The following is a 14,813-nucleotide window of genomic DNA, read 5'->3' on the forward strand; positions in this document are numbered from 1 at the left end:
GTTTACTTACCCAATAAAGAATTAATTTGTGCTTTGAAGCCGGCTGCCTCAGCACCATAGATTGCTTGAATCCCGGTATCACCGACTTTAACCAAGCCACGAGCACCAAGTTCTTGGGTCCAGTGATCATTATCCTTGACCTGACCATTGTCTTTAACCGTGATCCTAAGACGAGTAATACAGGCATCAACATCAACAATATTCTCTTTACCACCCAGCGCCTCAATCATTTGTTGCGCCTTTTGGTCGTCAGCCTGGTTTCCTTTTGAAGCTTGGTAATCTTTCTTAGAGACAACCGCTACCGCGCTACCCTTACGTCCTGGAGTTTTAACGTCAAATTTAATGATATACCAACGGAAGATTAGGAAGTAAATAACAGCATAGGCAATACCCACGAGAGGAATATAGAACCAGTTATTTTCAACGCCAGTCAAGCCCGGCAGCATACCGAATAAGGTGAAATCAATAAAACCGCCACTAAAGGTCATACCAACTTTGACATTCAAGAAGTCCATCAACAAGAAGGATAAACCAGCCAATGGAACATGTATCGCATAGTAAAGTGCTGGAGACAAGAAGAGGAATGTGAACTCAATGGGCTCGGTAATACCAGTCAGGAAAGCGGTAAGAGCGACAGAAAATAGTAACCCTCCTGCTGCTTTTTTGTTTTCACTGTCGGCTAGCGTATACATAGCATAAGCAGCCGCTGGCAAACCAAACATCATGAATGGGAATTTACCCGTCATAAAGTTCGTTGCTGTAAACTGAGAAAAGTCACCACTTGCTAAAGAGCTGAAGAACATATTTTGAGTGCCTTTGATCACTTCACCTGCAATCTCAGCTGTGCCGCCTATCTCAGTCTGCCATAGTGGTAGATAGAATACATGGTGAAGACCAACAGGAATCAGTGAACGCTCGATAACACCAAAAATGAACGAGGCAATATAACCGTGGCCACTTGCTGTCATCTCGCCAAGTGCCGTACCGATAGCGCCAAATGCCGCTCCGAAGAAAGGCCAAATAAAAGTGAGTGCAATCCCGTAAAAGAGCGCTGCGAAAGCACTAATGATCGGAACAAAGCGAGCTCCGCCAAAGAAGCCTAGGTAATCAGCAAGTTTTACATCATGATATTTGTTGTGTAGAACAACAGTGATAGCACCTGCAATAAGACCACCGAAAACTCCCATACTAAGCGTGTTTGATATTCCTAAAATATCAGACAAAACGCCTGGATACTCAGAGCCCATCAAAACAACAGTATTAGAAGCTGTGTTGATCATATTGGCGACAACGAGCGTTTTAGCAATCGCAACATTCATCACCAAATATGAGATTAGTGCGGCTAATGCTGCAGCACCTTTTTCTGCTCGAGCAAACCCTACAGCAATAGCAAGTGCAAACATAACAGGTAGGTTAGCAAAAACGATACCACCGGCAGCCGTCATAACCTGTAAAAAACTGTTTAGTACACTACCATCTTGAAGAACTGCGATGTTATACGCTTCAATCATGGTAGGGTTTGTAAAGCTGCCACCGATACCTAGCATAATACCTGCTGCAGGTAACAATGCGATAGGCAGCATAATGGCTTGTGAAAGTTTACTAAAGAAACCTTTCATCATTCATGCTCCTGATTAATTGATAGAATAATCGGGTTCTAACGGCACACCCCCGTAGCCTTAAATGTTAGCACCCTAGGAAACGAACACCTTTATCAGATATTATTTTCCGGCTCTAAATATATATTGATGACAATTAGACTTTCTACCAACTTGCTGAATTAAGTTTCAAACTCATAGATAGATCACAGTAAAAAACATGCGATAACGCACAAATTATCAATTTAAATTATTGATTTAAATAAAAAAACAAACAATTTTTATTAATTTCGATGGGTAAATAAATTCGCCATGAATGTTATTTTTTGTAACAAAAAAATACTTTGAGACTTTTGCCGACATTTTTTTCACATTAGGTGTGATAAGGCTTTAATTTCATCAGAAAAAGCAAGAAAAGGGAGTTGCCCCCCTTTTAGTATCATAAAATAACAAAAACTCTTTTTTTATTGCAAAAAAAGTTTTTTGAAATTTTGCGTCGTTTTTTCAGCAACCTCACTAAGTGAGCAACCTTTTAACTGAGCAATGTAAGAAGCAACTTCTACTACATAAGCTGGTTGGTTCTCTTTTCCTCTGTGTGGAACCGGCGCTAAATAAGGAGAGTCAGTCTCAATGAGTAGGCGTTCGAGGGGAAGTTCTTTAACAACCTCTTTCAACTCCGTTGCTTGTTTAAAAGTCACAATCCCCGAGATCGAAATATAAAATCCAAGCTCTATTGCCGCTTCAGCAAACGGTAAATCCTCGGTAAAACAATGAATCACCCCGCCACATTGATCTGCGTGTCCATTACGAAGGATTGACAAAGTATCTTCACGAGCATTGCGTGTATGAATAATTAATGGCTTATTTAACTTCACAGCAAGATCGACCTGTTGCTCAAACCGAAGTTTTTGTAACTGAGATGTCTCTGGTTGATAGTGATAATCAAGGCCGGTCTCGCCAATTGCAACTACCCTCGGGTGAGAAGCGTATTCATGCAGTAGGTCAAGAGCAAAAGGGCTCTCCACATCCAATGGATGGACTCCACATGAAGCATAGATATTTGAATGAGGTTCTATCATACCTAACATCTTAGGAAAGGAATCGAGCGTGACGCCCACTGAGAGCATTTCTGTCACTTTGACTTCACGCGCTTTTTGTAAAACGTCATCCAAGCCGTTGTGTACGTCTTGTAAGTCTAATTTATCAAGGTGACAATGAGAGTCTATAAACATGTTTCCTCATTAAAGTTGAAAAGCCAATCCATAATCAAAAGCTCAGCGTTAAGACCTGAGTGTTCGCCTAGTCTATTCAATAGAGTTAATAACTCTCTCGACCGGTCATACAAAAAAGAATAGCTCTTCGCTTTAGATAATGTTTCAGAGCCTGGCGTATAGAAAGGCTTGTGTACGCCGTATTGGAGTTTTTGAGCATCAGTCAGAATATGCCAAATCCATGATAGTCGTTCTATAGGCTCAACTGAGATCATTTTGCTCAACGACATGATATCGCCATCACCACGAGCAAGTTTAATCAACTCAGACTCAATGCTTGTGTACTGTTGAGATTTATTTTGCTCAATAAACGCTAAAGCAGATAAAGGTGCACCGTCGACTAAATGGGGAATATAGCTGTCGACTGGCTGATCCAATCGTTGTTCCAGCCATTGAATAACTTCCTGGTAATCAGGCTGCGGCACTCGCCATTTCTGACAACGGCTAATAATCGTGGGCATCAACGTACTGACTCTGTCGGTGACCAAAAGGAAAATACATCTTTCTGGAGGTTCTTCAAGTGTTTTCAGCAAAGCATTGGCTGCTGGTTCATTCATAAACTCAGCAGGCTCAATGACAAAAAGCCTTAAACCACCAAGCTGTGAAGACTCATACGCTACACGAGTGCATTGGCGTATTTGCTCGACTGTAATCGTTTTGCCTTCTTTTTCTGGTTGCACACAATGAAAGTCAGGGTGACTGTTCGACTCCATTAATTGACAACTGTGGCAAAAACCACACCCTTCAGATAGATTATTTTGACATAAAACAGCTCGGCTTAAAGCGCTAACTAAAGCCTCACTGCCAAAGCCAGCAGCTGTCTCTAATAAAACGGCATTTGGAAAACGGCTCGACTCTAGACTCACTTGCCATTTTTCCCATACAGCAGCAAGCCATGGATATGGGGATATCATTGTGTTTTCTGTACCCAGTCAGTAACCAGCTTATCTATTGACTCAGCTACTTGCGCAATACTCTGACTCGCATCGACAATAAATACAGAATCATCCTCTTTGGCAAGTTCCAAATAACGCTGACGTGTTCGTTCAAAGAAGCCTAAATCCATTTTTTCAATACGATCTAGCTCCCCCCTACCTCGAGCTCGCTCCAAACCAAGTTTTGGCTCAATATCAAGATAGATCGTTAAATTTGGTCTAAAGCAACCGAGCGCTGTCTGCTTAAGTAGGCTCATCGTCTCATTAGCTATTTGACGCCCACCTCCCTGATAAGCCTGAGAAGACATATCATGGCGATCACCTATAACCCATACATCATTTTCTAATGCAGGCTTAATAATATTCTCAACCAACTGAACTCTCGCCGCATACATCAACAAAAGCTCTGTCATGTCTTGTAATACTTCTCCTGGGTGTTCTTCCTTGACAAGAGAGCGTAATTTTTCTGCCAGTTCAGTACCGCCCGGCTCGCGTGTTTTTTGGATTTGGCTGATTCCAAGATTGCCAAGGGACTGTTCTACTGCTCTGATTGCAGTACTTTTTCCAGCACCTTCCAATCCTTCAATGACGATAAATTTCGCTGATTTCATTATTGACTTCTTAGTTGTTTCAAATACGCACGCACAGCACGGTTGTGTTCAGTTAATGTTTTCGAAAATACATGTCCTCCCTTACCACTGGCAACGAAATAAAGGTAAGGGCTCTTTTCAGGGTTCAACGCAGCAACAATAGATGCTTCACCAATCATCGCAATTGGAGTCGGTGGTAAACCTAGTATGGTATAAGTGTTGTAAGGCGTAGGATTTCTAAGATCTCGCTTACGAATATTTCCGTCGTATTTATCACCCATTCCATAGATCACCGTGGGGTCAGTTTGTAAACGCATACGCTTATTCAAGCGATTAATAAATACACTTGCAACACGGTTACGCTCCGAGTCTATTGCTGTTTCCTTCTCAATAATCGAAGCGAGAATGAGAGCGTCGTAAGGCGACTCTAAAGGCAAGTCTTCTTGCCTTTCCGTCCAATATCTGTCGAGCATCTTTTTTAGTCTCAGTGACGCTCTTTGTAAAATATCTAAATCTGAAGTCCCATAGGTATAGTGATAAGTTTCTGCTAAAAATAAGCCTTCTAATTTATCGTGAGATAAGCCCAATTTATCTGCAATTTGCTTTTCATTTAAATGCTCGATTTGATGCTTTAAGTAGGGAGTATTTTTAAACACCTCAAGCCAATCTTGGAATGTTGAGCCCTCAACGAAAGTAATGGAAAATTGGTGTTCTTTACCTTCCTGAAATAATTGAATAGCTTGTTTAAGTGTCATATCAGCTTCTAACTGATAAGTCCCTGCTTTTAGGTGCGTCAACTCTGGGTGCAAAAAACGCAGTACTTTTTCGATTTTACTCGTATTAATTAGCTCAGCTTGAGCTAAATCATGCAACACACGTTGAAAGCTTCTCCCATTGTGCAATGTAAAAATCTCAGTACTTGTTTTAAGTTGTAACGGCTGATTAACGTATTGCTCCGCCTGCCGCTCGACGAAAAAAAATCCCCCTGCGAGTATGGTTGCAACAACAATAGCAAAAAGAGCGATCCTTTTAATCACGATTGAAACATCTCCTGAATATGACGAGTAAACTTGCCTATTTTATACGAATTCGACTCAATAGTGTGCACTGGCGCAACACCTAAAATAGAATTACAGATAAAAACCTCCTCTGCACCTAAGAGAGCGTCTAACCTAAATCGGTCAGTATAAACGATGATATTTTCTTTTAATGCCCAATCGAGTATTTTACGCCTGATAACACCATTGACTCCGGCTCGATCAAGCAAGGGTGTATACAAAGTGTTATCTGTAAGCCAAAATATATTCGCCCTCGTTGTCTCGATAACATAACCATCAATATCGAAAGCAACACCGTCGACTTTTGCTTGACGTTCCATCTCTGATTTAAGTAATACTTGTTCTAATCTATTATTATGCTTGTGGCCAGCAAGTAATGGATTATGACCTAGCGGAGTTTGGCACACTCCTAATTCTATTCCGACTTGAGCCCAATTTTGATAATGGAGAGGAAACTCAAACCTACTAATGACGATATTAGGCTTGCCAACTTGCGATGGACTGTAACCACGACCTCCCTCACCTCTTGTGATAAGTAGCTTTAACCCGCCCTTATCTTCTCCGGTATTAACTTGCTCAAGCCATTCTTCAACCTGCTTCCAGTCGGGTCTTGGAATGTTTAAAACATCAAGGCAGCTATTCATCCGCTCCATATGTTCTATCCAGTGCACAATCCGATCATTTTGTGTCAGCATCGTAGTAAAACAGCCATCACCATACTGAAAAGACCGATCTGCGATAGAAATTACAGAAGACCACTCACCATTAACTAAAAACATCGTGCTCCTTTCATTCGAACTTAATAGCTATACTGGAAATCCATCGATGGGGTATTTAATAACAAAAACGGCTCAATGCCAAAGCATTAAGCCGTTAATTCTCGGTGACAGTCCAGTATTTTAAATTTTCTTAAATACTAGAGACCCGTTTGTACCGCCGAAACCAAAGGAATTACAAATTGCGTATTCCATTGATACTTCTTTAGCAGTGTGAGGAACGAGATCAATATCAAGATCATCTTCTGGATTGTCTAAGTTGATGGTTGGCGGAACAATTTGGTCTACCAAGGACATCACTGTGATTATCGCTTCTACCGAGCCTGCAGCACCGAGCAAATGGCCCGTCATAGATTTAGTCGAAGAAACTTTAACTTGTTGCGAACCTTCTTTGCCTAAAGCCCGCTTCACACCTTTTATCTCGGCCACATCACCAGCTGGTGTAGACGTGCCGTGAGCATTAACGTAACCGACCTGAGTACCAATGATCCCTGCATCACGCATGGCGGCTTCCATCGCAAGAGCTCCACCGGAGCCATCTTCGCTTGGAGAAGTCATATGATAAGCATCACCTGACATACCGAAGCCCACTAACTCAGCGTAAATTTTAGCACCGCGAGCCTTAGCGTGCTCATATTCCTCGAGTACCATCATTCCAGCACCGTCACCTAGAACGAAACCATCACGATCTTTATCCCAAGGACGAGAAGCTTTTTCAGGTTCATCATTACGCGTAGACAGTGCCTTTGCTGCTCCAAAGCCAGCCATACCTAGAGGAGTAGATGCTTTTTCTGCACCTCCGGCAACCATAGCCTCCGCATCGCCATATGCAATCATTCGTGCTGCATGGCCGATATTATGAAGGCCTGTTGTACACGCTGTTGAGATGGCAATATTTGGGCCACGCAATCCACGCATAATAGATAAGTTACCTGCAACCATGTTAACGATGGTTGAAGGAACGAAAAATGGGCTTACCTTACGAGGTCCCTTGTCTACAAGTGCAGTGTGACCCGCCTCTATAAGATCGAGACCACCAATTCCTGAGCCAATAGCAACACCTATACGTGCTGCGTTATCTTCATTAACTTGTAAACCAGAATCATCAAGAGCTTGGATACCTGCTGCAATGCCGTATTGAATGAATAAATCCATTTTACGAGCATCTTTTTTCGACATGTAATCGGTGCAATCAAAGTCTTTGACTAGGCCTGCGAAACGAGTGGAAAAATTTTCAGTGTCGAAATGTTCAATACTAACAATACCACTCTTACCAGCGACTAGGTTTTTCCAAGAAGATTCTACTGTGTTGCCTACCGGTGACAACATACCCATGCCAGTGACAACAACACGACGCTTGGACACGATTTTACTCTCCGGAGTTAAAATTTTTTGAAAATATGAATAGTTCAGATAGAACTCAGGCGGCCAGAAGGCCGCCTGGGTGAGATATTACTGAGCGCTGTTTACGTAATCGATCGCAGCTTGAACAGTAGTGATTTTCTCAGCTTCGTCGTCTGGAATCTCAGTGTCAAATTCTTCTTCTAGAGCCATTACTAGTTCAACAGTGTCTAGAGAATCCGCACCTAGGTCGTCTACAAACGAAGCTTCGTTTTTAACTTCAGCGTCGTCTACACCTAGCTGTTCAACAATGATTTTCTTTACGCGTTCTTCGATGTTGCTCATTTTTCTTTTCCTTTACAGATTTCGCTTAATGCGATGATTCAGTAGTTTATTCGAACTAATGAAAGTTGCAAGAGGGGTCTTGCTGGTCAAACCACAATTTTAGCGATTTTAACCGAAATTCAACACATTTTTGATATAAATCATGCACAAATGTTGTGCACCTTTACATCTCTAACCGCAAACTATAGGCGATTTTTATGACAATAAATAGCTAAATTAAAGATATTCAGTAAAATTTATTCTATTCGTAGAAATTTGAATGAAATTTTATGTAATCCGCATTCAAAATTACAAATGAATCAATTAAACCATGTACATCCCGCCATTTACATGCAAAGTTTCACCAGTAATGTACGCTGCTTCTGGCGATGCTAAGAAGACAACAGCTGATGCAATTTCACGTGGGTCTCCGAGACGACCTGCAGGCACATTCGCCAATGTCGTAGCTCTTTGATCATCATTCAATGCTTTAGTCATGTCCGTTTCAATAAAGCCGGGCGACACTGTGTTCACTGTGACGCCGCGTGACGCAACCTCACGAGCCATAGATTTGGTAAAACCAATCACACCAGCTTTCGCTGCAGCGTAGTTAGCTTGACCCGCGTTGCCCATAGTACCAACAACTGAGCCAACATTAATAATACGACCAGCACGTTTTTTCATCATGCCACGTAAAACTGCTTTTGACATACGGTATATAGGTGTCAGATTAGTATCGATAATGTCATTCCATTCATCATCTTTCATTCGCATCAATAAGTTATCACGGGTAATACCCGCGTTGTTAACTAGCACATCAATAGCGCCAAACTCATCATTGATGGTCTTTAACGTCGCTTCAATAGACTCAACATCAGTCACATTGAGCGCTAATCCGCGTCCCTTATCACCCAAGTAATCACTGATAGCTGCAGCACCAGTTTCTGAGGTCGCTGTGCCTATAACCGTGGCACCACGTTCAACCAAAAGCTCTGCAATGGCACGACCGATACCGCGGCTTGCACCTGTTACAAGTGCAATTTTACCCTCTAAATTCATCATTTCTATAATCCTCAAAACTGACTAAGACCTGGCGGCTTCTAATGATGTAACATCATTGACAGCTGCACCGCTGAGTGTTTTTACAATTCGTTTAGTAAGCCCTGTTAATACTTTGCCTGGACCAAGTTCAAGCAACTTTTCGACATCTTGTTGTGCCATAAGTTCTACACTCTCAGTCCAACGAACAGGGCTGTATAATTGGCGAACCAAAGCATCTTTAATTTTTTCTGGGTCTGTCTCAGCAATCACATCAACATTATTAATAACTGGTAGATTCGGCAGTTTAAATTCAATTGTTTCAAGAGCCATCGCTAACTTATCGGCCGCAGGTTTCATCAGGGCACAATGTGATGGTACTGATACAGGAAGTGGCAGTGCACGTTTTGCTCCTGCTTCTTTACAAAGTATCGCTGCCCTTTCTACTGCATCTTTACTACCTGCAATAACGACTTGGCCCGGTGAATTGTAGTTGACCGGTGAGACAACGTCGTCTTGTGCTGCTTCCGAGCAAGCCTTGGCAATAAGATCATCGCTGAGACCAATGATGGCGTACATAGCGCCCGTGCCAGACGGAACAGCTTCTTGCATCAAGCGGCCACGCAATTCTACAAGCTTAACGGCTTCTCTAAAGTCAACAACTCCAGCACAAACAAGTGCAGAATACTCACCTAAACTATGCCCAGCGAGATTTGCAGGCTGCTCAAAACCCAACTCTTGCCAAACACGCCAAATCGCAACGGAGGCAGTTAAGAGAGCTGGTTGGGTTCGAAAAGTCTGATTTAAGTCTTCAACGGGGCCATTCTGAACCAAAGCCCACAAATCATAGCCAAGTACATCAGAGGCTTCATCGAAGGTTTGTTTTACCACATTATATTGTTCGCCAAGCTCTGCAAGCATCCCTACAGATTGGGAGCCTTGACCTGGAAATACAATAGCAAACTTGCTCATTAACTTTTCCTTTAATCAAAGTAATAGAGGTGTCTCGCGACACCTCGTAGATGAATTCTCATTAGGCTAAAACTTAACTAGGGCAGAGCCCCAAGTGAAGCCTCCACCAAATGCCTCAAGTAATAGCGTCTGACCACGTTTAATGCGGCCGTCTCGAACCGCTTCGTCCATCGCTGTCGGTATCGTTGCAGCAGAAGTATTGCCGTGTTTATCTAACGTAATAACGACTTGGTCCAAAGACATTGACAGTTTTTTGGCCGTAGCCGAAATAATGCGGTAGTTAGCTTGATGTGGAACTAACCAGTCAAGCTCAGATTTATGCATATCGTTGGCCTCTAAAGTATCTTTTACCAGCTTAGATAGCTGAGTCACGGCAACTTTAAATACCTCATTACCGGCCATATGCAGCCATTTATCTGTGTCTTCACCCCGTTTTGGTGCTTCAGCACTTAATAATTCACCAAAACGGCCATCTGAGTAAATGTGGGTAGAAAGTATCCCTGGCTCATCGCTTTGACCGACAACCATTGCTCCTGCACCATCACCGAACAGAATGATAGTAGAACGGTCTGTCGGATCACACAGTTGAGATAAAACATCAGCACCGATAACCAAAACATTTTTACACATGCCCGTTTTGACATGCTGATCTGCAACTGAGAGAGCATAAACGAAACCAGAGCACGCAGCAGCCAAATCAAAAGCAGGACAACCCTTGATACCGAGCTTCGCTTGAACTTGGCAAGCGGATGAAGGAAAGTTGTGACTACCACTGGTGGTTGCGACAATAACTAAATCAATGTCATTTCTATCGATCCCAGCCATTTCAATCGCTTTTTCAGCCGCAAGATAGCCCATCTCAGCAACCGTTTCATTTTTATCAGCGATGCGGCGTTCTCTAATACCCGTTCGAGCAACAATCCATTCATCACTTGTATCTACCATTTTCTCAAGATCTGCATTTGTGCGAATCTGAGATGGCAGGTAGCTGCCAGTACCTAAAATTTTGCTATACATGAAGACTAATAATGCCTCTCGAGTAAAATCGCTTCCAAACGATCGCTAATACGGCTTGGTACCTGAAGTTTAACCTGTTGAATAGCCTCACCAATTGCATTAGTGACAGCTTCAACATTGGCACTTCCGTGGCTTTTAATTACAATGCCACGCAATCCTAACAAACTTGCGCCATTATACTGGTCGGGGTTCAGCGTTTTTAGTGCATTAAATGCACTGGAAAATAGTTTTTGGGCAATCCAGCCTTTCCAAGACTTCGACGTGATACTGGTTCTTAACTTTTCTATAAAAAGTTGAGCAGTCCCTTCACATGCTTTTAAACAAACGTTACCCACAAAACCATCACACACGATGACATCTACTTTATCAGACAGTAACTGGTTGCCTTCTATATAACCCGTAAAATTAATCGATTGAGTTTCCGAAAGCATTTCGGCACAGCGCTTAACTAAATCGTTGCCTTTTATTTCCTCAGCACCAATATTCAACAGTGCAACTCGAGGACGCCGATGAATATATTGCTCTACCAAACAATTCCCCATAACAGCAAACTGGAAAAGCGCTTCAGCATCACTCGATACATTCGCTCCGAGGTCGAGCATCCAACTCCGGCCGCCAGAAGAAGTTGGAAGTGCGGAGATGAGGGCTGGCCTTTCAACTCCGGGTAAAAGCTTCAGTTTAAATCGAGAAAGCGCCATCAATGCACCGGTATTTCCACTGCTTACGCAGGCATCCGCTTGGTGAGTAGCGACTAAATCTATTGCTCTACCCATAGAGCTACCATGATGATGACGAAGAGCCAGTGATGGTTTTTCACTGTCGGAGATGACTTTTTCTGTATGCTGAATGCTCAAACGCTCACTTGGTTGAGTACCCAATGCGGAAAGTTGAGAGGAAATCGTAGAGTGATCGCCTATGAGAATCACTTTAAGCTCCGGAAAATGTGACAATGCCTGCACGGCGGCAGGCACTGTTACGCTGGGCCCTAAGTCCCCGCCCATTGCATCAAGTGCAACGGTAATCATATTCAAAGGTCAACCTTACTTGTTGATAACCTTTTTGCCACGGTAGTAACCTTCTGCAGTTACGTTGTGACGTAGGTGAGTTTCACCTGAAGTTGCGTCTACAGATAGTGCAGCTGTAGTTAGGGCATCGTGTGAACGACGCATACCACGCATTGAACGAGATTTCTTACTCTTTTGTACGGCCATTGACCCTACTCCTGTGTTGATGCTTAAAAAATTACTTTTTTAAGCTCTTTAAAACGTCAAATGGATTTGGTTTCTCTTCCACAATTTCTTCTGGAATTTCGCCAAACACCATGTTATCTGAATCAACGCTACAGTCCGCTTCATCATGCATTGCTATCTGAGGCAAATTTAGAATAAACTCGTCTTCAACTAACTGTATTAGGTCGACTTCACCGTACTCGTTAAGATCTACCAAATCGTACTCTTCCGGTGCTTCCTCTTCAGTTTTTTCACCGCGGTACGGTGTATAAGTGAAGTGGACTTCGCTTTCATGTGCGAAAACCTCATTACAGCGTTGACACTCTAAACCGACTTCGATGTTAGCTTTACCAGAGATAACAACGAGTCGCTGCTCATCTAAATCAAATGACAATGACACTTGAGCGTCGCGTTTCACGCCTTCGACCGACTCCGTTAAGCGCTTAAAAAGACTGACTTGGATGATACCATCAAAATCAAGGCGTTTCTGGGCAGCTCGTGTTGGGTCAACCGTTCGCGGTATTTTTACCTTTTGCATAGGGCGCGAATTTTATCTTCCAAATCGTTTTGAGTCAAAGAAAAAGGCGAAAAAAGTGCAGTTTTTTTCCTTTTAACGAATAGAGCTGGTTTCAAGTACTCAATTTGCATTAAGCTTGACTGACTTTATAGGCCAGCTTTAAGAACTATGTCAATCTATTCCATTGTTTTAGCATCGACTTCTCCCTTTCGCCAGCAACTCCTCAAAAAGCTCGCGATTCCATTTGATACTGCCTCTCCTAATTTTGATGAGACACCACTGCCAAACGAAGATCCTTTAGAGTTGGTAAAGCGACTCGCGATAGGCAAGGCGCAATCATGTACAACGGAAAAACCAAGCCTAATTATCGGTAGTGATCAAGTTTGCGTTATCGATGGTGACATTATCGGCAAACCACTAAATCGTGCCAAAGCCATCGAACAACTATCACGGCAAAGCGGAAGAAAAATTCAATTCTATACAGGATTGGCGGTGTATAACACAGTGACAAACAAAACCAATGTCAAAGTCGATACTTTTACCGTTTACTTCCGTTCTCTATCCCAGAAAAAAATTGAGCACTACATTGATAAAGAACAACCCTTTTACTGTGCTGGTAGCTTTATGTGTGAGGGGCTAGGCATCGCACTATTTGAAAGACTTGAGGGCAAAGACCCCAATACATTGATTGGTCTACCTTTAATCGACCTCGTGGATATGCTCGAAGAACAAGGCATTGAAATTCTCTAAGCGAATTAAAAGTGATATATACCCAAGTGACTTCAAAATGCAGGATTCAGAGCGATACCACAGTGTTGAGTTCAAGGAAAATAACGCAGCGGAATAGTGAGCTCTTACCAAGTTATTTGACGATGAAATCGGCGCTGTTGCACGCTCCCGAATGGCGAGTTGTCTTGCTTTACATACGTCGTTACCGATTTTCAATTTAGATGACTAGATTTTCAAATCGTTGCCTTGCCCGTAAAGCAAATCATTCTCGCTGAACCTAGCATCTTGAGGTTACTTGGGTATAACCAAGTGACTTCAAGAGATAGGATTCAGTTCGTTGTCAGTGAGGAAGATTGTCTTAACTTGAAAAGTACCACGTTGTTTTAACAAATAAATCAATGAGACGGAATGAAGAACTTTTGATAAGCTGAAGAAACCCTAAAATTAACTTATCGAGAGCATTAAGCCATGCTCAGTGTTGTCATCATCGATTACCCTAATGCACTGCAGAGTGCTGTCCACGGGTTAAAGGAACTGTTTTTATTAGCCAACGATTGTCTGGAGCAAAACGATTCTCCTCAACTCTTTGCCATCAACATACTTAAACCCTCTGACACATCGGCTCAAGACACCAGTGGTCATATTGTGATTGTTCCACCTAGTCTGGGAGGCGACTATTATCTCACACCTGAGCCGATATTAACTACCTACCTTACCCGGGTACATGAAGCTGGTTCTCTATTATGTTCGGCATGTGCAGGCAGTTTTATTCTTGCCAATAGTGGGTTGCTCAAAAACCGTCAAGCAACGACCCATTGGCACTTTGAAAAAACGTTTCGCCAAGCCTACCCCGACGTAAACTTAGACACAGAGCGACTACTTATCAACGATGGAGATATTATTACTGCTGGCGGGCTGATGTCATGGGTAGACTTAGGGCTAGAGATTGTTGCAAGATTCACCAAACCACATATCATGCGCCAAGTGGGTAAATTCCTCATTGTCGATACTGCAAAGCGAGAACAGCGCTATTATCAGAGCTTTAACCCGCCATTCGACCATGGGAATCACTCGATAATAAAAGTGCAGCACCATATCCAAATAAGTTATCAGTCGTCCCTAAATATTAGAGAGTTAGCTCAGATGGCCTTCATGAGTGAACGTACGTTTCTTAGGCAATTTCTTCAAATTACGGGATATAAACCGACTCAATATATCCAGCGAGTACGGATTCAAAAAGCGTGTGAGCTACTCGAAAGTAGCTCACACAGCGTGGAAACCATTACGCAAATGGTTGGTTACGAAAATGCCAATAGCTTTCGCAAAGTCTTTCAAAAAATTATGGGGTTGAGTCCATCAGCTTTTCGAGCAAGATTTGCCTAGACACTTGCGCTTTAGGCTATGGAAAGAAGTTTATG

The 14,813-nt window shown here is 42.6% G+C and carries 16 protein-coding genes; 2 read left to right on the forward strand and 14 right to left on the reverse strand.

All coding sequences use genetic code 11. The features are described from left to right. Window positions 1-2 precede the first annotated feature (2 nt). From RH40_RS06135 to yceD, 14 genes are all read right to left on the reverse strand, one after another. On the reverse strand, window positions 3-1,619 hold the full coding sequence (locus RH40_RS06135) for a PTS transporter subunit EIIC (protein ID WP_009600553.1): 1,617 nt from the start codon (window positions 1,617-1,619) through the stop codon (window positions 3-5). Between the two features lie 443 nt (window positions 1,620-2,062). Beyond that, the gene (locus RH40_RS06140; RefSeq protein ID WP_009600554.1) at window positions 2,063-2,830 is read right to left on the reverse strand and encodes a TatD family hydrolase; all 768 of its coding nucleotides are present in this window, start codon (window positions 2,828-2,830) and stop codon (window positions 2,063-2,065) included. Then, window positions 2,821-3,783 carry a DNA polymerase III subunit delta' gene (gene holB / locus RH40_RS06145; RefSeq protein ID WP_009600555.1) on the reverse strand — a complete coding sequence of 321 codons (963 nt, stop codon included), beginning with the start codon at window positions 3,781-3,783 and terminating at the stop codon, window positions 2,821-2,823. The genes RH40_RS06140 and holB overlap by 10 nt, the downstream gene beginning before the upstream one ends. Continuing rightward, entirely contained in the window at window positions 3,780-4,415 is a 636-nt protein-coding gene (gene tmk / locus RH40_RS06150; protein ID WP_009600556.1) for a dTMP kinase, read from the reverse strand. Before tmk ends, holB begins: the two co-directional genes overlap by 4 nt. Next, window positions 4,415-5,431: an endolytic transglycosylase MltG gene (gene mltG, locus RH40_RS06155; protein WP_009600557.1), complete on the reverse strand. Its 1,017-nt coding sequence runs from the start codon at window positions 5,429-5,431 to the stop codon at window positions 4,415-4,417. Before mltG ends, tmk begins: the two co-directional genes overlap by 1 nt. Continuing rightward, window positions 5,428-6,231 (reverse strand): aminodeoxychorismate lyase, encoded by an 804-nt coding sequence (gene pabC / locus RH40_RS06160; RefSeq protein WP_009600558.1) that lies wholly within the window; start codon window positions 6,229-6,231, stop codon window positions 5,428-5,430. The genes mltG and pabC overlap by 4 nt, the downstream gene beginning before the upstream one ends. A 120-nt stretch (window positions 6,232-6,351) precedes the next feature. Further along, the gene (fabF, locus tag RH40_RS06165) at window positions 6,352-7,593 is read right to left on the reverse strand and encodes a beta-ketoacyl-ACP synthase II (protein ID WP_009600559.1); all 1,242 of its coding nucleotides are present in this window, start codon (window positions 7,591-7,593) and stop codon (window positions 6,352-6,354) included. Window positions 7,594-7,680: 87 nt separating this feature from the next. Next, on the reverse strand, window positions 7,681-7,914 hold the full coding sequence (gene acpP, locus RH40_RS06170; RefSeq protein ID WP_009600560.1) for an acyl carrier protein: 234 nt from the start codon (window positions 7,912-7,914) through the stop codon (window positions 7,681-7,683). Window positions 7,915-8,217: 303 nt separating this feature from the next. Beyond that, window positions 8,218-8,952 carry a 3-oxoacyl-ACP reductase FabG gene (gene fabG, locus RH40_RS06175; RefSeq protein WP_039954369.1) on the reverse strand — a complete coding sequence of 245 codons (735 nt, stop codon included), beginning with the start codon at window positions 8,950-8,952 and terminating at the stop codon, window positions 8,218-8,220. A 24-nt stretch (window positions 8,953-8,976) separates the two neighbouring features. Next, window positions 8,977-9,903 carry an ACP S-malonyltransferase gene (fabD, locus tag RH40_RS06180; protein ID WP_009600562.1) on the reverse strand — a complete coding sequence of 309 codons (927 nt, stop codon included), beginning with the start codon at window positions 9,901-9,903 and terminating at the stop codon, window positions 8,977-8,979. A 66-nt stretch (window positions 9,904-9,969) separates the two neighbouring features. Next, entirely contained in the window at window positions 9,970-10,920 is a 951-nt protein-coding gene (locus RH40_RS06185) for a beta-ketoacyl-ACP synthase III (RefSeq protein WP_009600563.1), read from the reverse strand. A gap of 5 nt (window positions 10,921-10,925) precedes the next feature. Beyond that, window positions 10,926-11,951, reverse strand: coding sequence for a phosphate acyltransferase PlsX (gene plsX, locus RH40_RS06190; protein WP_086009798.1), 1,026 nt, complete (start codon window positions 11,949-11,951; stop codon window positions 10,926-10,928). A 9-nt stretch (window positions 11,952-11,960) separates the two neighbouring features. Continuing rightward, window positions 11,961-12,131 (reverse strand): 50S ribosomal protein L32, encoded by a 171-nt coding sequence (gene rpmF / locus RH40_RS06195; RefSeq protein ID WP_004414666.1) that lies wholly within the window; start codon window positions 12,129-12,131, stop codon window positions 11,961-11,963. A 31-nt stretch (window positions 12,132-12,162) separates the two neighbouring features. Further along, a complete protein-coding gene (yceD, locus tag RH40_RS06200) occupies window positions 12,163-12,687 on the reverse strand; it encodes a 23S rRNA accumulation protein YceD (protein WP_009600565.1) in 525 nt (174 codons plus the stop codon). A gap of 147 nt (window positions 12,688-12,834) precedes the next feature. On the opposite strand from yceD, the gene RH40_RS06205 reads away from it, so the two are divergent. After that, window positions 12,835-13,416, forward strand: coding sequence for a Maf family protein (locus RH40_RS06205; protein WP_009600566.1), 582 nt, complete (start codon window positions 12,835-12,837; stop codon window positions 13,414-13,416). Between the two features lie 447 nt (window positions 13,417-13,863). Continuing rightward, complete coding sequence (locus RH40_RS06210) at window positions 13,864-14,778, forward strand: GlxA family transcriptional regulator (RefSeq protein WP_009600567.1); 915 nt, start codon at window positions 13,864-13,866, stop codon at window positions 14,776-14,778. Window positions 14,779-14,813 lie beyond the last annotated feature (35 nt).

This window comes from Vibrio caribbeanicus ATCC BAA-2122 (assembly GCF_000165125.1).
Taxonomy (GTDB): domain Bacteria; phylum Pseudomonadota; class Gammaproteobacteria; order Enterobacterales; family Vibrionaceae; genus Vibrio; species Vibrio caribbeanicus.